22 protein-coding genes are annotated in these 21,551 nt (G+C 63.6%); 7 read left to right on the forward strand and 15 right to left on the reverse strand.

Features of this window, described 5'->3' with window-relative positions; genetic code table 11:
• From FNJ47_RS23010 to FNJ47_RS23035, 6 genes are all read right to left on the reverse strand, one after another.
• Positions 1 to 1,100 (reverse strand): AMP-binding protein (locus tag FNJ47_RS23010; RefSeq protein ID WP_163157185.1); only part of this gene is annotated, 1,100 nt, incomplete at its 3' end.
• Between the two features lie 29 nt (positions 1,101 to 1,129).
• A complete protein-coding gene (locus tag FNJ47_RS23015) occupies positions 1,130 to 1,897 on the reverse strand; it encodes an SDR family oxidoreductase (RefSeq protein ID WP_163157187.1) in 768 nt (255 codons plus the stop codon).
• Positions 1,898 to 1,930: 33 nt separating this feature from the next.
• Positions 1,931 to 2,371, reverse strand: a complete 441-nt coding sequence (gene phaP, locus FNJ47_RS23020) for a phasin family protein (RefSeq protein ID WP_236000057.1) — start codon at positions 2,369 to 2,371, stop codon at positions 1,931 to 1,933.
• 60 nt (positions 2,372 to 2,431) lie between these two features.
• Complete coding sequence (locus FNJ47_RS23025) at positions 2,432 to 3,241, reverse strand: esterase/lipase family protein (protein ID WP_163157189.1); 810 nt, start codon at positions 3,239 to 3,241, stop codon at positions 2,432 to 2,434.
• Positions 3,242 to 3,424: 183 nt separating this feature from the next.
• Positions 3,425 to 4,507, reverse strand: coding sequence for an AraC family transcriptional regulator (locus tag FNJ47_RS23030; RefSeq protein WP_347341704.1), 1,083 nt, complete (start codon positions 4,505 to 4,507; stop codon positions 3,425 to 3,427).
• Positions 4,508 to 4,817: 310 nt separating this feature from the next.
• The gene (locus FNJ47_RS23035; protein WP_163157191.1) at positions 4,818 to 5,882 is read right to left on the reverse strand and encodes an AraC family transcriptional regulator; all 1,065 of its coding nucleotides are present in this window, start codon (positions 5,880 to 5,882) and stop codon (positions 4,818 to 4,820) included.
• A gap of 267 nt (positions 5,883 to 6,149) precedes the next feature.
• On the opposite strand from FNJ47_RS23035, the gene FNJ47_RS23040 reads away from it, so the two are divergent.
• The 3 genes from FNJ47_RS23040 to FNJ47_RS23050 are packed head-to-tail and all read left to right on the forward strand — an operon-like array spanning position 6,150 to position 9,100.
• On the forward strand, positions 6,150 to 6,908 hold the full coding sequence (locus tag FNJ47_RS23040) for an acetoacetate decarboxylase (RefSeq protein WP_163157193.1): 759 nt from the start codon (positions 6,150 to 6,152) through the stop codon (positions 6,906 to 6,908).
• 21 nt (positions 6,909 to 6,929) lie between these two features.
• Positions 6,930 to 7,904: a 3-hydroxyacyl-CoA dehydrogenase NAD-binding domain-containing protein gene (locus FNJ47_RS23045; RefSeq protein WP_163157195.1), complete on the forward strand. Its 975-nt coding sequence runs from the start codon at positions 6,930 to 6,932 to the stop codon at positions 7,902 to 7,904.
• Positions 7,901 to 9,100 (forward strand): CaiB/BaiF CoA transferase family protein, encoded by a 1,200-nt coding sequence (locus FNJ47_RS23050; RefSeq protein ID WP_163157198.1) that lies wholly within the window; start codon positions 7,901 to 7,903, stop codon positions 9,098 to 9,100. Before FNJ47_RS23045 ends, FNJ47_RS23050 begins: the two co-directional genes overlap by 4 nt.
• A gap of 378 nt (positions 9,101 to 9,478) precedes the next feature.
• Here the strand turns inward: FNJ47_RS23050 and FNJ47_RS23055 are convergent, their stop codons facing one another.
• The 5 genes from FNJ47_RS23055 to FNJ47_RS23075 all read right to left on the reverse strand — a co-directional run bounded on the left by FNJ47_RS23055 (position 9,479) and on the right by FNJ47_RS23075 (position 15,519).
• Positions 9,479 to 10,552 carry an AraC family transcriptional regulator gene (locus FNJ47_RS23055; protein WP_163157200.1) on the reverse strand — a complete coding sequence of 358 codons (1,074 nt, stop codon included), beginning with the start codon at positions 10,550 to 10,552 and terminating at the stop codon, positions 9,479 to 9,481.
• A 173-nt stretch (positions 10,553 to 10,725) separates the two neighbouring features.
• A complete protein-coding gene (locus tag FNJ47_RS23060) occupies positions 10,726 to 12,126 on the reverse strand; it encodes an L-serine ammonia-lyase (protein ID WP_163157245.1) in 1,401 nt (466 codons plus the stop codon).
• Positions 12,123 to 13,292, reverse strand: a complete 1,170-nt coding sequence (locus tag FNJ47_RS23065) for a M20 aminoacylase family protein (RefSeq protein WP_163157202.1) — start codon at positions 13,290 to 13,292, stop codon at positions 12,123 to 12,125. The genes FNJ47_RS23060 and FNJ47_RS23065 overlap by 4 nt, the downstream gene beginning before the upstream one ends.
• Before the next feature lie 20 nt (positions 13,293 to 13,312).
• The gene (locus FNJ47_RS23070) at positions 13,313 to 14,590 is read right to left on the reverse strand and encodes a DUF3100 domain-containing protein (RefSeq protein WP_236000058.1); all 1,278 of its coding nucleotides are present in this window, start codon (positions 14,588 to 14,590) and stop codon (positions 13,313 to 13,315) included.
• 335 nt (positions 14,591 to 14,925) lie between these two features.
• Entirely contained in the window at positions 14,926 to 15,519 is a 594-nt protein-coding gene (locus FNJ47_RS23075; RefSeq protein WP_163157206.1) for a GNAT family N-acetyltransferase, read from the reverse strand.
• A gap of 193 nt (positions 15,520 to 15,712) precedes the next feature.
• On the opposite strand from FNJ47_RS23075, the gene FNJ47_RS23080 reads away from it, so the two are divergent.
• The gene (locus FNJ47_RS23080; protein ID WP_163157208.1) at positions 15,713 to 17,329 is read left to right on the forward strand and encodes an AMP-binding protein; all 1,617 of its coding nucleotides are present in this window, start codon (positions 15,713 to 15,715) and stop codon (positions 17,327 to 17,329) included.
• Positions 17,330 to 17,498: 169 nt separating this feature from the next.
• Positions 17,499 to 17,693, forward strand: a complete 195-nt coding sequence (locus tag FNJ47_RS23085) for a hypothetical protein (RefSeq protein WP_163157210.1) — start codon at positions 17,499 to 17,501, stop codon at positions 17,691 to 17,693.
• Between the two features lie 347 nt (positions 17,694 to 18,040).
• Here the strand turns inward: FNJ47_RS23085 and FNJ47_RS23090 are convergent, their stop codons facing one another.
• The 4 genes from FNJ47_RS23090 to FNJ47_RS23105 are packed head-to-tail and all read right to left on the reverse strand — an operon-like array spanning position 18,041 to position 20,396.
• The gene (locus FNJ47_RS23090; RefSeq protein ID WP_163157212.1) at positions 18,041 to 18,427 is read right to left on the reverse strand and encodes a c-type cytochrome; all 387 of its coding nucleotides are present in this window, start codon (positions 18,425 to 18,427) and stop codon (positions 18,041 to 18,043) included.
• Between the two features lie 13 nt (positions 18,428 to 18,440).
• Positions 18,441 to 19,304 (reverse strand): thiamine pyrophosphate-dependent enzyme, encoded by an 864-nt coding sequence (locus tag FNJ47_RS23095; protein WP_163157214.1) that lies wholly within the window; start codon positions 19,302 to 19,304, stop codon positions 18,441 to 18,443.
• Complete coding sequence (locus tag FNJ47_RS23100) at positions 19,235 to 20,107, reverse strand: thiamine pyrophosphate-binding protein (protein WP_163157216.1); 873 nt, start codon at positions 20,105 to 20,107, stop codon at positions 19,235 to 19,237. Before FNJ47_RS23100 ends, FNJ47_RS23095 begins: the two co-directional genes overlap by 70 nt.
• A complete protein-coding gene (locus FNJ47_RS23105) occupies positions 20,016 to 20,396 on the reverse strand; it encodes a twin-arginine translocation signal domain-containing protein (RefSeq protein WP_163157218.1) in 381 nt (126 codons plus the stop codon). The genes FNJ47_RS23100 and FNJ47_RS23105 overlap by 92 nt, the downstream gene beginning before the upstream one ends.
• 589 nt (positions 20,397 to 20,985) lie before the next feature.
• On the opposite strand from FNJ47_RS23105, the gene FNJ47_RS23110 reads away from it, so the two are divergent.
• Together FNJ47_RS23110 and FNJ47_RS23115 are read left to right on the forward strand one after the other, a co-directional pair.
• Positions 20,986 to 21,237, forward strand: coding sequence for a C40 family peptidase (locus tag FNJ47_RS23110; protein ID WP_163157220.1), 252 nt, complete (start codon positions 20,986 to 20,988; stop codon positions 21,235 to 21,237).
• Positions 21,238 to 21,371: 134 nt separating this feature from the next.
• Positions 21,372 to 21,551, forward strand: a complete 180-nt coding sequence (locus FNJ47_RS23115) for a hypothetical protein (protein WP_163157222.1) — start codon at positions 21,372 to 21,374, stop codon at positions 21,549 to 21,551.

Genomic DNA, 21,551 nt, shown 5'->3' on the forward strand with positions numbered 1-21,551 from the left:
CCGCTCGGCGAGGTCTCGGTCATGCCCCAGCCTTCGCTCAGATTGCAGCCGGTGATCGACGCGAACTGCTGCGCCACCTCGAGCGGCAGCGGCGCTCCGCCGGACCCACAATATTTCAGCGTGCGCAAGCTGTGCTTTGGCGTCTCCGGGTGGTTGATCAGCGCCGTGAACATCGTCGGCACCCCGCAGAACACACTGACCGATTTTGTCGAGATTTCCTCGAGCGATGCCTTCGGATCAAAGCGCACATGCTGGATGATCTCCGCCCCCATCAGGACGCCGAACAGCACGTTCACGGACAACGCGTAGATGTGGAATGGCGGCAGCACGGCAAGGAAGCGCTCCTGCCCGTCGACCAGCACCGGCGGTGAGCCCGCCGTGGTGGCCCGGTATTGCTGGCACGCGCTGGTCAGATTGGCATGGGTGAGCATTGCACCTTTGGGCAACCCGGTCGTGCCGCCGGTGTATTGCAACACGGCGATCGTCTCGTTGGGATCGTCGATCGCATAGACTTCGTAGGCGCCGTCATTGTGGATCAGCTGGCCAAAGCTGACGTGATTATCGTCCCACGTCACCGCGCTCAGCTGCTTGGTCGCCTTCATCTCGCCGATGACCTTGTCGGGATCCGCCGTGAACTCGCCGACCGTACCAACCACCAGCTTCTTCAGCCTGGTCTTGCCCAGCATCGCCGCCATCTGCGGATAGAGCGAGACCATATCGAGGGTGATGAGAATATCGGTGCGGCTGTCCTCGATCTTGTGCTCGAGCACCTTGGCGGCGTCGAGCGGCGAATAGTTGACCGCCGTACCGCCTGCCTTGAGGATGCCGAAGAATGCGATAATGTAATGCGGCGTGTTCGGCAGATAGAGCCCGACATGGACACCCGGCTTCACACCGAGCAGTTGCAGGCCCTTCGCCACGCGATCCGTCAGCCGCCCGAGCTCACCATAGGTGATCTGCTTGCCCATGAAGTCGATGGCAGGGCGCATCGGCCATTTGGCAACCGCCTCGTCGAGAATCCGCTGCACCGGTCCGGTAGCGATGTCGATATCCCAGCGCACGCCGTCGGGATAGGATCGTATCCAGGGCATGTCGTTCATCAGCTCTCTCCGTTGTATTGTCGCCGAGATCAGACAGCGGTGACGCCGCCATCGACCGCAATGGTCTGGCCCGTAATGAATGCACAGGCGTCGGAGGCGAGCAGCGCTGCGACACCCTTGAGGTCTTCGGGACCGCCTCCGCGATTCATGGGAGCCATATGCGAGGTCGTGCCCTGGTCGAGCTGAGCGGTCATCTTGGTCGGGAAATAGCCCGGCGCGATCGCGTTGACGTTGATCCCGAGCGGCGCCCATTCGTTGGCGAGCGTGCGGGTCAGATTGACAACCGCACCCTTGCTCGTGTTGTAGGCGAGCGTCGGCGTGCCTTCCGGATAGCAGCCGGTCAGCCCCTGGATCGATGCGATGTTGATCACCTTGCCGCTGCGCCGCGGCACCATGCAGCGACGTCCGACTTCCTGCGTGGCGACGAAGATCGCGGTCACGTTAAGGTTGATCACCTTGTTCCAGCCGTCGAGCGAATGCTCGATCGTCGGCGCGCCCCATGACGTGCCGGCGTTGTTGACCAGGATGTCGATCGGGCCGAGTGCCGCCACGACCTGTTCGACCATCGGCGGGATCGTCTCCGGCTTTCCCATGTCGCAAACCACGGGCAGCGCATCGACCCCCAACCCCTTGAGGTGAGCGGCCGCCGCGTCGAGTTCATCGCGCTTGCGCGCGGTGATCGCGACCTTCGCGCCAAGCTCGCCCAGCACCTCGGCAATCTGGAGGCCGAGACCTCTCGATCCGCCCGTGACGAGCGCGACGCGACCCGTCAAGTCCTGCAACTTGGCCAGACTCATGGCTTCCCCCGATCGTTGGCACCAAGGGCGGTGCTATTTTGGCTGCAGCAACTTCTGCAGGTTCGCGAGGTTCTCCTGCATGCGGTCCTGCATGACCTTCCAGGCGTTGTTGCGAGCCTGCGCCTCCATCTGCGATAGCTCTCGGAAGTTCGCGAGGGCCTTCTCGACCTGCTGCTTGGCGGTCTCCGCCTGATTGGTCAGGATATCGCCGCTGCCGAAACCCTTCATCGCCGCCTGCCACTGCGCGAGCGTTTCCTGCAGGATCTCGTTGCGCCGGCTGACCAGCGCCTGGACGCCTTCATAGGCCTGTCGGTTTGCCTCCGCCAACGCCTCCATGTCCTTGCGCTGCCACTCGATCAACGCGCCAATATCGATCCCGGGCAGCGTGAACCTCTCAGCCATTTTCTTCAGGTCCCCGAGCCACGGCATCGTGCCTATGCCCATTGCGTCGGATTGACTGTCATCGGTCCCCATCGATCTCCTCCTTCTGGTATTTGGCTGATGGCGGCGAAATGCCGTCCAGCGGACTGCGCGTCAGGCTGCGGACGCGCGCGGCCAAAGCAGAGAAAGGCTGTTCTCGGTACGATCAGGATCGGGGTAGACCAGGCCGCGAAGACCGCTGCGGTCGAATGGCGACCAATCATCCTCCGGCAGCGCGAGCCGATCGGCGATCGCGTAGAGCGCCGCCGGATTGTGTCCGAGGCCGCAATGACTGCCCTCGACCTCGATGTTCTGCGTCTGCGCGCCGGGCTGCTCCCGGCAACCCCACCACGAGACGATGCCGTCCGTGCGCGAGTAGATTGCCGTGCTCGGCACCGGCGGCGGCAGCTTCATCACATCCCGGTCGGGCCAATCGTCGACCCGACGCTCGCTCAGGACCTCATAGAGACGCCACGCATTGCTCGCCTTCGGCTCGTTCGCGAACGGGCTGCCGAGTGTGATCACCTGACGCACCAGCTCGGGCGTGCGCCGTGCAATCTCGCGTGCAAAGACGCCACCAAGGCTCCATCCGATTAGGCTCACCTTGCGCTGGTAGCGCTCGGCAAGCTCGGCCAGCCGCGCATCCATCGCGGCCTCGACGCCGGGACGCGGTCCGTGGTTGGGCCCAAGCTTCCAGCCGTGCGCCGCATAGCCTTGTGCCTTCAAATACGCGCGCAACGGCCGCGTCGACATATCGCTGGCGGAGAGCCCCGGCAATACCAGCACGGGATGTCCGTCGCCGCGCGGCGCGCGCCGAAGCAGCGGATAGCTTGCGAAGAACGCCTGCAGCTCCCAGATCCCGCGCGCCTCGAGCGCGAGCAGCAGCTGCGACGGCGGTGCGGAACGGTCAACGGCCGTTTTCATGTCTAAATGTCCCCTCCCGGATCACACGGTACGACCCGCACGACCCGTCATTTTTATGATTGCTGCCAAGCCCCGCGAGCGGCTCCATACCAATCCCGATCGCGCAGCCATGCATTCCCTTGGTCTCAAAACGCTATCGGGCAGGTCAGATCGGTAAAAGGTGCAATTGGCCCACTTGAGCGGTTAGTTTGGGACATCCGCCAACAAATCTTGCGTGCATGCTGCGACGCCTGGTGCCCGGCCATTGCGGAAATCCGATGGGCATTTGCCGGTCCAGCGGACGAAGGCGTGGCGGAAGTTCGCCGCGTCGCTGTAGGCAAGCCGCGCGGCGATCTCGTCATTGGTCATTTGGGTGTTACGCAGATAGCCGACCGCGAGTTGCATGCGGAACTCGGAGACGATCTGCCGGTAGGTTTTCTGCTGCAGTTGCAGCCTGCGGCGAAATGTGCGCGGGTGAATCATGAGCTCCGCCGCCATTGCCTCGATGCTCGGGAAGCGGCCGGGATGCTCGACGAGCCGACGCCTTATGTCGGCGGCGAGGCCATCGTCCTGCACGACAGGATCGAGATGCTGTCGGCAGATTCGGACTGCCATCGCCCTGGTCATCTCGTCGGGGCTGATCGCCCGATGGTCGATCCAGGCCGTGTCGAACTCCAGCATGTTCCTGGATTGTCCGAACTCGATCGGACACTGAAAGATCCGATCGTAGCTCCTGGCGTGGGGCGGCGTCGCGTAGGCGGCGCTCAGCTTCGAGAAGCGGAACGCGCCACCATAGACATCGCGGCTCAGCGTCTGACAGGTCGCAAACGCGAACTCCAGCGCGAACCGATAGACGTCATCAGCCGGATCGCGAGATAACAGAGGATCGAGCAGGCAGCTCGTCGTATCGTCCTTGCGGGTAAAGTCGATGTCGGCGACCGTACCCAGGATACGGCCATACTTGGCCGCGAAATCGATGACTTCGGTGCGCGTCCGGCTGCTCAACATCGCATAGCCATACATGCCGTAAGCCAGGACATGCATTCGCTCTCCGGCGCGAAACGCGATCGCCGGATCCTGCGACAGCCGCATCGCATTGCGAAAGACCGTTTCGACCTGCCGGTAGGAGACGCGTACCGACGAATCCCTGAGGTCGGCACTTCTCAAATTGGCGCCGCCGAGCGCGCGCGACGCGGAGATCCCGTCTTCGGCCAGGACATCCACCACGGCAGCGATCCGTTGCGGCGAATAGAGACACTGCACGAGATTTGGTGACGGGTGATACACGAGCCTCCTCGTCCGCCTTCAGCGCCTGTTCGCCGGCCTCGCAATCCGGTTCGTCGCTATCTGCCGGCAGGCTAGTAAGCCGGACCAGGCAGCGGAAGGTTCGATTGGTCGCGTTTGAGGGTGAGTTCCGGACAAGACCGGCCAAAAAAAGACCGCCGAGGGAGGGCGGTCGAGGTTGGGAGAACGCGATCGCGAGCGCAACCACGGCACCGAGCATAGACGTGCTTCGCCCACGCAAAAGGTTCGATTGAACCAGTTTGCCGGTGAACTGCGGACAGAGCGCGCGAAGCCCCCCGTGGATATCTCGGGATCAAAGTCCTTCGTCGCTTCGGAACTCGGAGGGATTCCTGCCGGTCCAGCGCAAAAAGGCGTGGCGGAAATTGGCCGCGTCGCTGTAGCCGAGGCGACTGGCAATCTCCTCATTGGTCATGCGCGTCTTGCGCAGATACTCGATCGCAAGCCGCATGCGCACCTCTGCAAGCAGATCGCGATATGAGGTTCCCTCCGCTTCGAGCCTGCGCCGCAGCGCGCGGGGATAGATGTCGAGCTGCCCCGCGATCGCCTCGATACTTGGATAGCTGCCCGGCTGCTCGATCAATATCCGGCGGATATCGGCGGCAACACCGCCGGCGCTGTTCACCTCGCCGAGTATCTCCTCGCACATCTCCCGCGCCATGGCGTGGGTTCGCGGATCGGCCAGCGCCCGCGGACCGTCGTTGCGCGCGTATTCGTATCCGCAATGAAGTTGGTTGAAGAGCACCGGGCATTGGAAAAGGCTCTGATAGGCCACGGTGGACGGTGGCGGCGCATAGTCGAGCAGCACGCGCGAGAACCCGAAGCCCTGACCGGAGCGGTCGCGAATGGTCGTCAGGTGCGCGGCCAGCGCGAACTCCACTGCGAAGCGATGCACGCTCTCGGTCGGATTCGGCCAGTGCATGGGCTGGAACGTCGCCGCCACCGTCTCCCCCTCATAGGAGAGGCCGAAATCGCAGAACGGCCCCACCACGCGGATATACCGCGCCGCAAAGTCGCGGGCCTCGGCGTGCGTTGCGCTGCTCAGCAGCGCGTATCCGTACATGCCGTAGGCGGTGATGTGCATTCGCGCGCCCGAGCGTAGCGCAATGGCGGGGTCCTTTGCCAGCCGCAGCGCATTGCGGATCACCGTGTCGAGCTGCCGATACGATATTCGCGTCGTATGGGACTCGAGCTGGGCGATGCCAAGCCTGGTGCCATCGAGAACCGTCGATGGATCAATGCCCTGCTGGCGAAGCTCGGCCGCAATGGCCGCGATCGAATGCGGCGGGAAGATACGCTGCGAGAAACCGGCTGACGTTCGACCTGGCGGTTCGCTTGCCTGCGGATCGTGCCTGGTCATGACGACCGCTTGTCCCCTGGCATTCCGCGCGTTCCTCCCTGCGATTGATCTACCATTCCGAGCGTAAGCCCGATCGCGTATGCGACGCAATGACCGCATGCCTGCAGGCCGTACGCGACGCAATCCGCGTCCGGAAGTCACCCGGTCGGCGGTCCAATCGCACCTTTCTACGTTTTGCGAGATCGCTAGGCTCGCGACGCTTGCTCGATAGCCGGCACACAGCCGGAGGCCCGTACGGACCATTGCAAGCTATCAGGGGAGGAGCGGATGCGACGGGAAGACGTTCTCAAGCAGCTGACGACGCCAATCGGCGCACCGGCATTTCCCCGCGGACCTTTTCGTTTCAACAACCGCGAATACTTCAACATCCTCTATCGCACCGACATCGAGGCGTTGCGCGCCGTCGTTCCCGAGCCGCTGGAGATCGACGACCCGCTGGTCCGCTGGGAAATCATGCGGATGCCGGACACCTCGGGCCTCGGCGACTACACCGAATGCGGCCAAGCGGTCCAGGTGCGCTTTGGCGAGGAGAAGGGTGAATACCTTCACGCCATGTATCTCGACAATTTGCCGGCGCTGGCATCCGGCCGCGAGATCAGCGGCTACCCAAAGGTGATCGGCAAGCCGAGGCTTTACGTCGATTCCGACACGCTGGTGGGCACGATGGATTACGGCACGCTTCGGGTTGCCACCGCGACGATGGGCTACAAGCACCGTGCGATAGACCTCGAGAAGGCAAAGACCGAGATCTGCGTGCCGACCTTCATGCTGAAAATCCTCTGGACATATGACAGTCCGAAGCCTGCGGGCGAGCCACGCATCTGCGAGCTGCTGCGCTCCGAGATCACCGACATCACGGTCAAGGGCGCATGGACCGGCCCGGCACGGCTCGAGCTGTTCGCGCACGCATTGGCACCGATGGCGGATTTTCCGGTGCGCGAGATCGTCGCGTGCAGCCACATCATGACCGACCTGACACTGTCCCGCGCCAAGCGCTGCCACAACTATCTGGATCAGCCGCGGTAAGCGGGCGCCTCGGAGGAAATCATGCCAGCAACCGCAGACCGTGCCGCCGTGCTCAACCGCTATCGCAATGTGTGCGTCATCGGAGCCGGCGTCATCGGGTCCTCATGGGCCGCGCTGTTTCTCGCGCACGGGCTCAACGTCGTGATCAACGACCCGCAGCCCGACATCGAGACCGTCGTCAATGCCGCGCTGATCAAGATCGCGCCGACACTGCTGAAGCTTGGTCTGCCGCATGAGGGGCTGGAGCGTAATCTGCGCTTCGAGCCGGATCTCGCCCGCGCCGTCGCCGGTGCCGACCTCGTACAGGAGAACGGTCCGGAGAAGCTCGAATGGAAGCAGCAACTCTGGGCGCGTATCGAGGCCGCGGTGCCGAAACACGCGCTGCTGCTGTCGTCCAGCTCGGCGCGGCCCGCCACAGAGCAGGCTCACGAGATGAAGGATGCGAGCCGACTGCTCGTCGGCCATCCCTTCAATCCGCCGCACCTCATTCCATTGGTCGAGGTGGTTCCCGGCGAACGCACCGATCCGAAGGCCACCGCCGACGCCGTGGCCTTTTACGAAGCGCTCGGCAAGGTACCGCGCGTGCTCAAGAAGGAGATTCAGGGCTTTGTCGCGAACCGGTTGCAGCGCGCGATCATGCGCGAGGCCTGCTACCTCGTGCAGGAAGGCGTCGTCACCGTCGACGAGCTGGACGACGTCGTCACCAGCTCAATCGGGCTGCGCTGGGCAGTGAACGGGCCGTTCAGCTCGTTTCACATGGGCGGCGGACCGAAGGGGCTCGAATCGTTCTTCCAGCACCTCGGCAAGAACATGGCCGCGTCGTTCAAGGTCATTCCACAAGTCGATCTCGACGAGGCGCTGCAGCGCCGGATCATCGACCAGGCCGCCGCGTCGTTCGGCAAGACGCCGATTCCGCAGATGGAGCGCGCACGCGACGACACCCAGGTGGCGCTGCTGCACGTTCTGGCCGCACGCAACGGAAGAGACCGCACATGAGCATCTTCGAGGGTTTGAAGGTCATTGACTGCGGCAGCTTCATCGCCGCACCGACCGCTGCGACGCTGTTGGGAGACTTCGGCGCCGACGTGATCAAGATCGAACCGCCCGGCGCCGGCGACGCGTTCCGTCAGGTGCCAAAGCTGCCGGGCATGCCGAGATCCGACCACCCCTATGGCTGGCTGCTCGATAACCGCAACAAGCGTGGCCTCGCGCTCGATCTTTCGAAGCCCGAGGGTCAGGCGGTGCTGCATCGCCTTTCCTCGACCGCCGATATTTTCATCACCAACTATCCGCTTGCGGTCCGCAGGAAGCTCGCGATCGGCTACGAGCGGCTTGCCACGATAAACGATCGGCTGATCTATGCCTCATTCACCGGATATGGCGAAACCGGCGACGAGGCGGGAAAACCGGGTTTCGACGTCACCGCCTACTGGGCGCGTTCGGGTCTGATGGACATGGTACGGAGCGACGCCAGCACGCCGCCCGCGCGGGCGCTCGCCGGTATGGGCGACCATCCATCGGGTGTCTCGCTGTTCGCGGCCATTGCGGTGGCGCTGTATCAACGCGAGCGCACCGGCCGCGGCGCCCAGGTCGGCTCCTCGCTACTCGCCAACGGCGTCTGGTCGAACGGCATCATGGCGCAGGCGGCGCTGTGCGGGGCGACCTTCACGCCGCGACCGCCGCGTGAGAACCTGTTCAATGCGCTCGGCTGCTACTACCGCTGCCGTGACGGCCGCTGGCTGCTGCTCGCGATCGTCAACGAGCAGCGCGACTGGCCGACCGTCGCGAAATGCCTCTGCCTCGACGACCTCCTCACTGACCCACGCTTTGCCAAGCAAGCAGATCGTTTCGCCCGCTCGTCGGAACTGATCGCCCTGTTCGACGCGGCCTTCGCAACGCGCGACCGCGACGAATGGCGCGCACGGCTCGATGCGGCCGGCATCGTCTTCGAATGCGTCGCCGAGATGGGCGACCTGTCGGCCGACCGGCAGATGCAGGCCGCCGGCGTTCTCGTGCCATTCGAGAACGACCAGATGCTGACCATCGACAGCCCGTTCTTTATCGACGGCGCGACCAAGGTCAAACCGCGCAAGGCGCCTGCGGTCGGCGAACACAGCGCGCAGATCTTGCGGGAGGCCGGCTACGATGACGCGGCCATCGCAGGGATGCGCGACAGCAAGGTCGTGGCTTGACAGTTTGACTGTCAGGTCATTCTCGCCGGATTCACGGCACCCACAAGAAAAGGCCGCGCTCCCGGATGAGAAGCGCGGCCAGTCTCGAGGCGCCCGAACCGGGGGGCTCCACAGCCGCGGTGCGGCGCAGCTGTGGTTCGGGAGGCACCCCTGAGCAGAAGCGCTCAGCACCTGAAGTGCGTGATTGCCGGTTGATCGATTGTTCTGCCGCGCATTGCCCCGTATCTCTCGCACCGCTCGTTGCGTTTGCTGTCGACGACCAATCTAGGCATGAAGTTCGACCGCGAGGAGGTTCGACGAGGCCGGTTCGGAGGTGACTTTTGGACAGCGCGAGGCGACGAACGGTCAAACATGCCGCTGTCCTGAATCACGCAGCCTTCACATATGCGGAGAGACCCGGAAATCGGATGGGCTCTTGCCGGTCCAGCGGATGAAGGCGTGCCGAAAGTTGGCGGCATCGCTATAGCCCAGCCGGTTCGCGATTTCCTCGTTGGTCATCGCAGTCTTGCGCAGATATTCGATCGCAAGCCGCGTCCGCACCTCGGCCAGGAGTTCGCGGTACGACGTGTCTTCCGCCTCGAGCCTGCGCCGCAGCGCACGCGGGTGCATCGAAAGACGTTCGGCAATCGCCTCGATGCTCGGATACCTGCCGGGCTGCTCGATCAGCACACGCCTGACATCGGCCGCGATCCCGCCCGCATGATTGACCTCGGACAACACCTGCTCGCACATCTCGCGCGCCATTCCGTGGGTCCGGGAATCCGCCAACGCCACCGGCCCATCGGCCTGCGACAGTTGGTACCTGTACTCGTTGCCTCGCTGACGAAAGAGAACCGGGCAGTCAAAGATTGCCTGGTAAGCGCAGGCATGCGTCGGCTCGCCGTAGGCAACGGAAATTTGCGAGAAGCGAAACGACTCGCCTGCCAGATCCTTCATCGTCGTCAAATGCGACGACAGAGCGAACTCGGCAGCGAAGCGATGCACGTCCTGCGTCGGATTTGGCCAATGCAGCGGCTCGAACGCGCAGACGACCACCGCACCGTCATACGAGTATCTTGCATCACAAAGTGGGCCTACGACGCGAAGGTATCGATTGGCGAAGGCGCGCGCGTCGTCATAGGTCGCGCTGCTCAGCAACGCATATCCGTACATTCCGTGTGCCGTTACGCGCATTCGCTGTCCGGCGCGAAGTGCGATTGTGGGCTCACTCGACAAGCGCAATGCGTTGCGAACCACAGTATCGATCTGCCGATACGAGATGCGCGTCGTGTGATCCTCGAGCTGATCCTCGGCCAAACCCGTGCCCGCCAACGCCAGGGACGACCGGACGTCCTGCCTGTCGAGCTCGGCAATGATGGCAGCAATCAACTGCGCCGAATACGCGTGCTGGTCGAAATCGGGCGGCAATTGACATGCGGGCACCGTGTCTTGCGGGCGCCTTCCAGCGCTCATGGTCGTCCTCCTCCCGAGCCTAAAGTCTTGCTCAATTCAAAATCATTCGCAATGCCGGCGGCAGCCAACGGGCTGGCCCTATCCCCAGCCTGGGGGCAGGGCGCACCCCGGATTGCCCCTGCGGCGCCAAATTTCTTCCTCAAGGTGTTTCGTCGGCGCCACCGAGCTGCGGGTCAGCATTCCACAACATTCACCGCGAGCCCGCCCAATGACGTCTCCTTGTACTTGGACTTCATATCCTCGCCGGTCTGCAGCATCGTCTTGATGACGGCATCGAGCGAGACATAGTGCTTGCCATCGCCCCGCAACGCCATTCGGGCGGCGTTGATCGCCTTGATGGCGCCCATCGCGTTGCGCTCGATGCAGGGGATCTGCACCAATCCGCCAACGGGATCGCAAGTGAGACCGAGATTGTGCTCCATGCCGATCTCGGCCGCATTCTCGACCTGCGCCGGCGCACCGCCGAGCACGGCCGTCAGGCCGCCCGCGGCCATCGAGCAAGCGACGCCGACCTCGCCTTGACAGCCGACCTCCGCGCCAGAGATCGAGGCATTCGCCTTGTAGAGCATGCCGATCGCGGCTGCGGTGAGTAGAAAAGCTACGATGCCATCGTCGTTCGCGCCCGGACTGAACTTGACGTAGTAATGCAGCACCGCCGGAATCACGCCGGCCGCGCCGTTGGTCGGCGCGGTCACGACCCGTCCCCGCGCTGCATTTTCCTCGTTCACGGCCATCGCGAAGGCGTTGACCCAATCCATCGCAGCGAGCGGATCGATGTTCTCGGTGTCGCTGTTGCGGGCCGACAGTTCGCGATAAAGGGCCGGTGCGCGACGGCGAATATTGAGCGGACCAGGCAACGGTTCGGCCGCGCCCGCATTGTCGATCCCGAAACCGCGATCGACGCATCGTTTCATCGCGTCCCAGATGTTCAGGAGACCTGCACGAACCTCGGCCTCGGTCCGATGGATGCATTCGTTGGCGAGCACCATATCGGCGATCGAGCGGCCGCTCGTCTGCGCGCGCGCGACCAGCTCGGCGCCGGTGCCGAAGGGATACGGCCAGACCGGAGGCACGCCGCCGGCATTGCCGGCCACATCGCTGGAGCCGCGTTCGATCACGAACCCGCCGCCGATCGAGAGGTAGTAGCGTTCCGCCAGCAGGCTGCCGTCGGTAGCGAACGCCACGAGGCGGATCCCATTGGGATGTTCGGGCAGCGTGCTGTCGGGCTTGAACACGATATCGCGCCCGCGCCGGAACGGTACCGGTTGAACATTGAGCAGCCGTAACTCGCCGGAGCGCCGGATGTCGGCAAGCTGTGGTGCCACCTGGGCCGGATCGACCGTATCGGGCTTCTCGCCGAGCAGGCCGAGGATCACGCCAAGATCAGTCGCATGCCCCCGTCCGGTCGCGCCCAGCGATCCATAGAGATCGGCGCGAACCTGGGCTGTCCTCGACAGAAGCCCATCGCGCTCGAGCGCTCGGACGAATTGTCCGGCCGCGCGCATCGGCCCCACCGTGTGCGAACTCGAGGGGCCGATGCCGATCTTGAAAATGTCGAAGACGGAAAGCATCAGTCAGCAGGCAGTTGTTGCTTCACCAGCTCGACCCAGTAGGCGGCGCCGAGCGGCAGGATGGCGTCATTGAAATCATAGTATGGATTGTGCAGCGGCGCATCATTGGCGGTTTCGCCCGCGCCGATGCAGATATAGGCACCCGGACGCTCCTGCAGCATGAAGGCAAAATCCTCCGATCCCATTGCAGGCTTGATGTCGGTCTGCACCTGCCCGATGCCGACGAGGTTTGCGGCTGCCGACGCCGCAGCATCGGTCTCGGCGGGCGTGTTGATCACACCCGGATAGCCGCGCATGTAGGTCAGATCGACTTTCGCACCATGGGTTTGCGCCACGCCGGCGCAGACCTGCTTCATGGCGGCCTCGACCTGATTCTGTATCTCGGCGTCGAGCGTCCGCACCGTGCCGCGCAATGTGACCGTCTCGGGCACGACGTTCCAGGTGTCGCCGCCATGGATCTGGGTGACGCTCACCACCGCAGCGTCCATCGCGCCGATCCGGCGGCTCACGATGCCCTGCAGCGCGGAGACGAGATCGGCCGACACCAGGATCGAATCGATGCCCTTCTCCGGGGTCGCGGCATGACAGCCGCTGCCGGTCACCTGGATCTCGAAGGTATCGAGGAAGGCCGTCGCAATGCCGGTCCGGATTGCGAATTTTCCGCGCGGGATGTTGGGGATGTTGTGCATCCCATAGACCGCATCGGCCGGAAACAGCTTGAACAGCCCCTCCTCGACCATCTTCTTGCCGCCGCCTTCATTCTCCTCGGCGGGCTGGAAAACGAAATGAACGGTGCCGCGGAACGGCCGATGACGGGCAAGCTGCACGGCAGCCCCGAGCAGCATGGTGGTGTGGCCATCATGGCCGCAGCCGTGCATCTTTCCGGTGCGGGTTGATTTGTACGCGCGATCTCCCAGTTCCTGGAGGTCAAGCGCGTCCATATCGGCGCGTAGCGCAATCGTCGGGCCCTCGCCGTTCTTCAGCGTCCCGACCACGCCGGTTCCGCCGAGGCCGCGATGGACCGGGATCTGCATTTCCGTCAACGCATCGGCCACGAGCTGCGCCGTGCGATGCTCTTCGAACGCGGTTTCCGGATTGGCATGAATGTCATGACGCCAATCCAGCATCCGCGCACAAATATCGTCGGCGATTCCAAATTCCTTTGACATGTCCGGGTCCATTCGGTTGGTTAGCGATGGAAGTATTCGGCGATCAAGGTCGCGCCGAGGAATGTGCCGGCAGCAGCGGTCAGCGAAACCACGACAATACGCCAGCTCAGCTTGCGGAAGATCGGGAGGTCCTTGGCGACCGAGAAGCCTGCGAGCGTCAGCACCGGGGTCGTGAAGGCCAGGAAGTTCAGCTTGTCGACCGCGGCAATCATCGCGTCGGAGAACGGCGGCAGGCCGGGAATGCCGAGCACGGTGGTTACTGCGACCAGGATCAGGATGTGCGGCACCTTCGACAACACCCGGGCCAGAACGTCGACCAGCAGCACGACCGCGAGCACGACCAGCAGACCCGTACAGGTTTGCAGCAGCGGAACCTTGTAGGTGAGCGAATTGCCGATCAAGACGCCGCTCGCAATGGTGATCCAGGCGAGGAGCGAGTCGGAGAAGCCGAACGCGCCGTGCTTCGGTGTCTCGCCGGCGCCGGCGATCGATGGCCCGAGGTCCTCCGACTTGAAGTTCGAGAACCGGCCGAGCCTGGGCTCCAGCCTGTCATACAGCCAGGAGCACACCGGCAGCGAGAAGAACAGGGCAAAATAGAAACCGAGCACTGCGGTCATCAGATTCGCCGCCGAGGCGATTGCAATCAGTTCCTTCGCCATCTCCGGCGGGTTATGGCCGTTGATGGTCCCGATCGCGGCCGCCATCATGCTGCCGGATCCGACGCCGGCCCCCATCGCAAGCGACCGCGGATCGAAGATGTGCAGGCTGGCAACGAAGCCGGCCAGGAGCGCGATGAACAGCGCGCCGAGCACGGTGCCGGTGATGTACTCGGCCAGCACGCCGCGCCCTTCGGCAGAGTTCATGCCGTATTTCTCGCCGATGATCACCATGTTGCCTTCGCGGCCGATCGAGAAGGTTGCGCCGACCGCTTCGCGCTTGACGCCGAGCAGAAGCGCGATCGGAAGACCCAGCACCAACGTACCGAAGGTGTGGCCGAGCTCCTGGAAGATCAGCGCCCAGCCGGCCTTCTGGACCTCCGGAAGCGCGCCACCGACCGTGAAAGCCATCTTGATCACGAAGAGCAACAGTCCTGCGTTGAGCAGTTGTCCCGCATAGGTCTGCAGGCCTGGACCGATCTGCGCGACTGCGGGCAGATAACGCGCTGAAAGGCCCCACGCGGCCGCGATCAGGAGCGCCCATACCATCGGTTGGAGCAGCACCTTGCCCGGTCCGATCTGGAACTGGACGACTCCGACCGTCTCGGCAACAGCGACGATGATCGAAACAGCAACGAACAACGAGAGCTTGCCGCCGAGTGCGGAAGGGACCGCCTCAGCGGCCTGGCCTAAGGAAGGAGAAGAGGTCGACGTCATAGTGCAGTACACCTCCGGAAAATGATTGCGAGGCAATGCGGTGAACGGTGAACCAACTTACCCGCCCAGCATCGGGGCAAAGGCATCTTGCATCAATGATCGGCTTGTCCAATTTCTGTTGCATTTTTTGCAACACTTGGAGTCACGGGTCCAAGCCGCGAGGAGCGGCCGCATGAGTGATGATTTGGGCTATTCTCTCATCGTCCGGCGCGCAGCGGACGTTGTACGATGCTAAGCGCCCTCCCGCGGGGCGCCCCGCGCTACTCAATCACGTCGGACGAGTCGCCCTGTTCGGAACGCTGCACCTCCGACACGTCGAGGCCAAGGACCACGATGTCGTGCGTCTTGCCCTGGAGATCCTTCACATGATCACGAAGCAATGCCTCGGTGCGAAAGCCGAGCCCTTCGAAGATCGCGATAGCCCGGGATTGATCCGACGTCATCTGCACGGTCAGGCGTTCCAGGCCCGTCGACAACGCGATGTCAAAGGCTTCATTCGACAGCGCCCGTCCGACGCCGGTGCCGCGCACATGGGAGGAAATCACGGTCCTGATCTCACCGACATGGGCCGACCACGACAGTGGATCCCGCGCGATCGTGCCGCACCCGACCACGGCACCGTCTTTGACTGCGAGCAGGCTGACGATGGAGCCGCGCTCGATCTCCTTGATCCAGGCCGAGAGCACCTTCGGCTCGCTGATATTCCGCGGCAGGAAAAGCATGTCGTGCACGGCAAGCGCCCTGGCGAATTTGAGCGTGGCCACCTCGTCAGCCGGCCCCATCAACCGAAACTCGACATCTCCGCTCTCGAAGTTGACGCGACGTGGATAGGATCGCATCCTGGTGTTCCTCATGCAGACAGCTCGCTCAGTCAGGAATTCTCACTTCGCAGCAACCGCCCTTGCGGCGGCACCGCGTTTCTCCCGCCTGTCCTGCACGCGAGAGCCAGATCAGGCAAGCCGAGCGCGCACCAATGTCCTAATATAACCCCCGAAGCGGCCAGTTTGCACCTTTCCGAGTTGGCATGACCACAAGAGCCTTTCGACAATGACCAATACAAGCACGCCGATGGGCAACGACGAACGACCGCTGCATGAAATACTCCGGAGTCACGCTCGTGAGCGGCCGGAAAAACCGGCCTGCATCTGGTATGGCCGCGCCATCACGTTCCTCGAGCTCGACCGCGCGAGCGATGCATTTGCGGCGAGCCTGCAACAGCTCGGCGTCGCCAAGGGCGAGCCGGTAGCGCTGTTCATGAACAACTGCCCGCAGTACATGATGGCGCAATACGGCATCCAGAAGATCGGCGCCGTCGCTTCGCCCTGCGGAGCGCTGAACAAGGAGCACGAGCTCGCCTATCAGCTCGACGATCTCGGCGCGCGCGTCATCGTCGCGGCCGAGCCGTTGTTGCCGATCGTGCAGCAAGTTCGCGACAAGACGAAGCTCGAGCATGTGTTCGTAGTCCGCTATCCGGACCTGCTGCCTGAGCGGCCGCAGATCGGCGTTCCGGACGAATTGTTGGGATCCGCCCCCGGGCCGGCTAGCGCGACGGGCGACACCGAAGACTTCCTCACCGTCGCGGCAAGCGGTGCAAGGCCAGACGCCGTCGCGATCGACATGAACGATACGGCGCTGATGATCTACACATCCGGCAGCACGGGCCGGCCCAAGGGGGCGATGCTGTCCTATCGCAACGTCATCTTCAAGACGGCCGCGACCGTGAACTGCAACGGCATCGGCACCGACGACGTCCTGCTCTCGATCGCGCCGCTCTATCACATCGCGGGCATGGTGATGGGCGTGAACGCGCCGGTCTATGCGGGCGCTACGTCCGTCCTGCTGTACCGGTTCGATCCGCTCGTGACAGCGCAGGCGATCGACCGCTACCGGGTGAGCTGGTGGTACAGCGTGGCGCCGATGAACGTCGCGATCACGCAGCTTCCGAACATTTCCGATTTCAGGCTTAGCAGCCTCCGCGTCAATCCCGTGACCAGTTTCGGCATCGATTGGACCGAAGCGCTTGCCAAGAAGTGGCAGGCCGTCGCGTCGAACTGCGAAAGCTTCGAAGCGGCGTACGGGCTGACCGAGACGCACACGGTCGACACCTTCATGCCGCGCACGGCGGTGCGCTGGGGCACCCACGGCAAGCCGGTGCCCGGCAACGAGATCCGGATCATCGATCCTGACACCCGCACAGACACACCGACCGGTACGCCCGGCGAAATCGTGATCCGTGGCCCCGGCGTGTTCAAGGGCTACCGCAATCGCGCTGATGCAACCGCAGAAGCGCTGCGCGACGGCTGGCTCCACACCGGCGACATGGGCCGCCTCGATGCCGAGGGCTATCTGACCTTCATGGGGCGCTTCAAGGAGATGATCAAGGTCTCCGGCTACAGCGTCTTCCCGGAAGAGGTCGAATCGATCCTGAACAAGCACCCGTCAGTGGCGGCGTCGGCAGTGATCGGCATGCCCGATGCGACGAAGGGCGAGGTGGTTAAGGCGTTCATCGTTCTGGCCCCCCGCGCCGAACTGGACTCGGCGCAGCTCGTGGCGTGGGCGCGCCAGAACATGGCCCCCTACAAGGTGCCGCGGGACGTCAGCTTTGTCACCGAATTGCCGCGCTCACCGGCGGGCAAGCTGTTGCGGCGGCTGCTCAAGGACTGACGTCGCAACGAAGTGTCCCGAACGGCGGACAGCGCCACTATCGGCTCATATCCTAAAATCACCGTCCATTCGGTCCGACAGCACCTTTTCGCGAATCGATGCCCATGTTGGACATGTCGTTTTGACCCCGGCGACTCATCGACAAGAAGCAAGATTGCAAGCCTGCCACATGTTCAGTCACGACGACGAATGTTCCAGCATCAAATACCAGCGACGCATCAAGCGGATGATCGAAGCCTTGCGAGGAGAACTGACTCTGCAGGGCATCATCGGTCAGGGCACCACCACGGATTTGCGCGTGGATATTGTTAGCCTGGCGGAAACCGCGCTCATGGTGTGCGACTTCGATAGAGTCGCGGACTGACGCGTCCGATACCCTGCCGCCACCGTTACGAAATGCTTGCCAATAGATTCAAGAGCTGGACCGAGACCGAAGAACTCTTGCTTGTTGCGTTGCACGAATCCGGTATGAGCCACCGGCTCATTGCGCTCACGATGCGTCGCACTGAAGCCGGGGTTGATAACCGGCTCGCGCAGATCACCCACAGGTCGAGACGGACGGGAGACGCACCTGGTTCGGGGCATTAGTCCGCTCCTCAAGCGCAACGCAGGACACCCGGTGCAGCACCTTGACCAGCCACGCGGGCTTCGCGTGGCGCAGCGACGCCAAGGCTGCAAGGGCGAAGCGTGTCCGGCGCCCCCAAGCTCACCTCACTGGTTCAGAATCGGTGGAATATCCTTCGCAGCCTTCGGGCCCGGCAGCGAGCTGAGATAGGCGTGGATGTCGGCGGCGTCCTTGTCCGACAGCACGTCCGCTGAGAATGACGGCATGTCGTTCGGCGCCTCGCGCAGGAAGGCGATGAAGGACTCCACCGGCAGTGCGATCTGCGCCAGTGCCGGCGTCAGGTAGTTGAAGCGGCCGCCCTGCCCGGCGCGGCCGTGGCACTCGAAACAGCCGTCGGCAAGATAGAGCCGCTTGCCGTTGACGAGATCGCCCGCCGGCGCGTCCTCGGCGCGCGATGCAACGGCGCCGCCGATTGCGATAGCCGCCGCGATCGCGGTGGCGGCGGCCAGGCGCTTCACAGATCCGATCATCATCGCCAACTCCGCCTCACCGCTGATCCATCACGACATCGAGCAGCGCCGGTTGGCCGCTCTTGACCATGGCGATCGCGCGCTTCAGCGCCGGCGCCAGCGCATTCGGATCGCTGACCGGCCCTTCGCCATAGACGCCGAATCCCTTGGCGACGGTCGCATAGTCGACGAGTGGATCCTTGATCGTGGTGCCGATATCGGCGTTGGTGATGCCGCGGCCAAGGCGCGCCGCCATCGCCTGCAGATACATGTATTCCTGATGATAGGCGCGGTTGTTGTGCACGATGTAGAGCATCGGGATCTGATGATGCGCGGCCGTCCACAGCGTCGACGGCACGAACATGAAGTCGCCGTCGCCACCGATCGCAACCGTCAACCGTCCGTGCCGCTTGTTGGCGAGCGCAGCGCCGAGCGAAGCCGGCAAGGTGTAGCCGACACCACCGCCGCCGGCGAGTCCGTTCCATTGATACGGCTTGGTGAAATTCCACAGCCGATGCGGCCGTGCCAGGCCGATCGAGGTGCCGACCAGCGACCAGTCCTCATCCTTGATCTGGCTGTAGAGCTCGGCACACAGCCGCGCCGTGGTGATCGGGCTCGCGTCCCAGCCGATGGTGGCGTCAAGCTTCGCCTGCTCGACGGTGGCAAGCTTGGCCGCCGCGAGCTTCTTGCCGCGCGCATCGAACGCGGCCTTGCGGCCCTCGTCGATCCCGCGTTTGACCTGCTCGATCAGGATGGGCAGGCTCGCCTCGGCGTCGCCCGAGATGTCGAGGTCGACGTCCTGGTAGCGGCCGAGATCCTGATAGTTGGCCTTCATGTAGAGGCCGCGGGTGCCGAGCATGACGATCTTCGCCGTCTTGTAGCGCGGCTCGGAGGTGCGCACGATGCGATCGTGGAAATCGCTGAGCGAGCCCAGATGTCGTTGACCTCCATTGCCACGACTAGGTCGGCCTGCGACAGGATCGAGCCGCGGAACGACTGGTTCAACGGATGGCGCGAGGGGAAATTCATCCGCCCGAAATTGTCGATCACGGCGCATTGCAATGTTTCCGCGAGCTCGACCAGGCGCGGCATGCCGGCCGGCGTGCGCGCCATGCGGTCGCACAGGATCACCGGATTGTCCGCCGCGACCAGCATCTTCGCAAGCTGGGCCAGCGCCGCGTCGTCGCCTTGCGGCGGGGTCGCCGGGGTGAACTTCGGGATCCGCAGGCGGTCGCGATTCTCGATCGGATTCTCCTGCAGCTCCTGATTGACCGACAGCATCACCGGCGCCATCGGCGGCGTGGTTGATATCTTGTAGGCGCGCAGCGCCGATTCCGCGAAATGCTGCAACGAGGCCGGCTGGTCGTCCCACTTGACGAAGTCCCGCGTCAGCGCCGCGGGATCGATCGCCGAATGTGGCCACTCGGCGCCCGGCGCTCGCTTGTCGGCCTCCATGATGTTGCCGCCCATCACGATGACGGGGACGCGCTCGCACCAGGCGTTGTACATCGCCATCGATGCATGCTGCAGACCAACCACGCCGTGGCAGATCATGGCGAGCGGCTTGCCTTCGATCTTGGCATAGCCCTGGCCCATATGCACCGCGATCTCTTCATGCGGACAGGTGATGATCTCGGGCTTCTTGTTGCCGCCATGATTGATGACGGCCTCGTGCAGCCCGCGGAAGCTCGAGGCGCAGTTCATCGCGAGGTAATTCGATGTCGAGCGTCTTGAGCACGTCGACCATGAAGTCGCCGCCGCTCGAGGTCTGATGATTGACCGGATCGGCCGGCGGCGGCATCGCGTCCGCGGCCGCAAGCCTTGGACCGGGGAGCGCGGCTTTGGAACGCTGTTCCGGAAACGCCGACATCGCGGTGTTGGCTGCGGCCGGTGTGCCCAGCGCTGCCGCGCCTGCGATCGTTGCACCTTTCAGGAAATTCCGGCGGCTGGAATCGGGCGCGCCATCGCGGCGCGAGCTGCTTCGCTTCGACATGGTGTCCTCTCCGGGAACGTGACCAGATGCCTACGAGCTCATTGTTGCTTGCCGCGAGTGTCGTCCCCGATCTCGCGGCCCGTCAAGACACAGAGGCGTCAGCGCGCAGTGCCGGCCGGGCTGCTCCGCGAAATCGGCATGGGAATGGAAGCAATTCAGCCACGCATCTCCGCGCGCCACGCAGCCTGCGGAGGCGAACACCGGCGCTGCGCGGGACCATTGAGACAGAGCCAGAACATGTCAGTCATGGCGTCTGCGCAGGGCGCCATGTCAGCCGGACTTCGCGCCATATTTTGGCCATAGCCCGTTTCTTAAAGGCCGCAGCGGGCCATGTCCCCGCCTCTGTTTTGCGTCGCCTGACCGATGCGGTCGCTTCGCAACCAAATCGCAGATCATCGCTGCGTCCCTTCCCACAACACGGATGGTCTGCCAACAACAAGAGGACTTTGTAATGCGTAAAACTCTCGCGGCTGTCGCCGTGCTCCTGGCCTTTGCTTCATCTGCTGCTGAAGCCCGCGGCCGTCACCATCATCATCGCCACTATGCACACGCACATTCGGGTCGCCCGGCGGCGTGGTGCGGTTGGTTCATGCGCACGCAGGTCGGCAGCGATCCGGGCCCGCAGTACAATCTGGCGCGATCCTGGGCGCGATACGGCAGCAATGCAGGCGGCCCCTCGGTCGGCACGATCGTCGTGTGGCGTCACCACGTCGGCAAGATCGTGGGTCAAGAGAACGGCAAGTGGATCGTCACGAGCGGCAACGATGGACACGCCGTGCGCACGCGGCCGCGATCGCTGGCCGGCGCCATCGCATTCCGAAATGCTTACGCTCAGTTCTAGGGAACTTCGCTTCAGCGCCGACATCCGAGCGTGCGACGCCGAGCGGTATACGAACCGTTCATAGTCGCGGCCTACGCTGAGGCGGGGTTTCGCCCTGAAGCCCTCAGACGGGCGCCGTCACCTGTGTTGACCAGGTGGCGGCGCTTTTTCAGGAATGCATTCGCTTGCCTCGGAAACCGAAAAAGATCGCCACGGCTTCGACGACCGCTTCCTGTTGGTCAGCCGCTTACGTCAGCATCTGCAATGGCGTGATGGTTTTCGCTGTGACGGGCGGCGTGCTCGGTTTTCTGCTGGCCGCCAAGCGCTACCTGTGA

Origin of the sequence: Bradyrhizobium uaiense (assembly GCF_010811875.1) — a bacterium.
Taxonomy (GTDB): Bacteria; Pseudomonadota; Alphaproteobacteria; order Rhizobiales; family Xanthobacteraceae; genus Bradyrhizobium; species Bradyrhizobium uaiense.

What these genes read in the sequence shown, in the direction of transcription:
- FNJ47_RS23085 (WP_163157210.1), top strand. Translation starts at nt 17,499, where the DNA reads ATGTTCAGTCACGACGACGAATGTTCCAGCATCAAATACCAGCGACGC.
- FNJ47_RS23040 (WP_163157193.1), top strand. Translation starts at nt 6,150, where the DNA reads ATGCGACGGGAAGACGTTCTCAAGCAGCTGACGACGCCAATCGGCGCA.
- FNJ47_RS23110 (WP_163157220.1), top strand. Translation starts at nt 20,986, where the DNA reads ATGCGCACGCAGGTCGGCAGCGATCCGGGCCCGCAGTACAATCTGGCG.
- FNJ47_RS23105 (WP_163157218.1), bottom strand. Translation starts at nt 20,396, where the DNA reads ATGTCGAAGCGAAGCAGCTCGCGCCGCGATGGCGCGCCCGATTCCAGC.
- FNJ47_RS23100 (WP_163157216.1), bottom strand. Translation starts at nt 20,107, where the DNA reads ATGAACTGCGCCTCGAGCTTCCGCGGGCTGCACGAGGCCGTCATCAAT.
- FNJ47_RS23055 (WP_163157200.1), bottom strand. Translation starts at nt 10,552, where the DNA reads ATGAGCGCTGGAAGGCGCCCGCAAGACACGGTGCCCGCATGTCAATTG.
- FNJ47_RS23035 (WP_163157191.1), bottom strand. Translation starts at nt 5,882, where the DNA reads ATGACCAGGCACGATCCGCAGGCAAGCGAACCGCCAGGTCGAACGTCA.
- FNJ47_RS23045 (WP_163157195.1), top strand. Translation starts at nt 6,930, where the DNA reads ATGCCAGCAACCGCAGACCGTGCCGCCGTGCTCAACCGCTATCGCAAT.
- FNJ47_RS23015 (WP_163157187.1), bottom strand. Translation starts at nt 1,897, where the DNA reads ATGAGTCTGGCCAAGTTGCAGGACTTGACGGGTCGCGTCGCGCTCGTC.
- FNJ47_RS23075 (WP_163157206.1), bottom strand. Translation starts at nt 15,519, where the DNA reads ATGAGGAACACCAGGATGCGATCCTATCCACGTCGCGTCAACTTCGAG.
- FNJ47_RS23050 (WP_163157198.1), top strand. Translation starts at nt 7,901, where the DNA reads ATGAGCATCTTCGAGGGTTTGAAGGTCATTGACTGCGGCAGCTTCATC.
- FNJ47_RS23065 (WP_163157202.1), bottom strand. Translation starts at nt 13,292, where the DNA reads ATGTCAAAGGAATTTGGAATCGCCGACGATATTTGTGCGCGGATGCTG.
- phaP (WP_236000057.1), bottom strand. Translation starts at nt 2,371, where the DNA reads ATGGGGACCGATGACAGTCAATCCGACGCAATGGGCATAGGCACGATG.
- FNJ47_RS23090 (WP_163157212.1), bottom strand. Translation starts at nt 18,427, where the DNA reads ATGATGATCGGATCTGTGAAGCGCCTGGCCGCCGCCACCGCGATCGCG.
- FNJ47_RS23025 (WP_163157189.1), bottom strand. Translation starts at nt 3,241, where the DNA reads ATGAAAACGGCCGTTGACCGTTCCGCACCGCCGTCGCAGCTGCTGCTC.
- FNJ47_RS23080 (WP_163157208.1), top strand. Translation starts at nt 15,713, where the DNA reads ATGACCAATACAAGCACGCCGATGGGCAACGACGAACGACCGCTGCAT.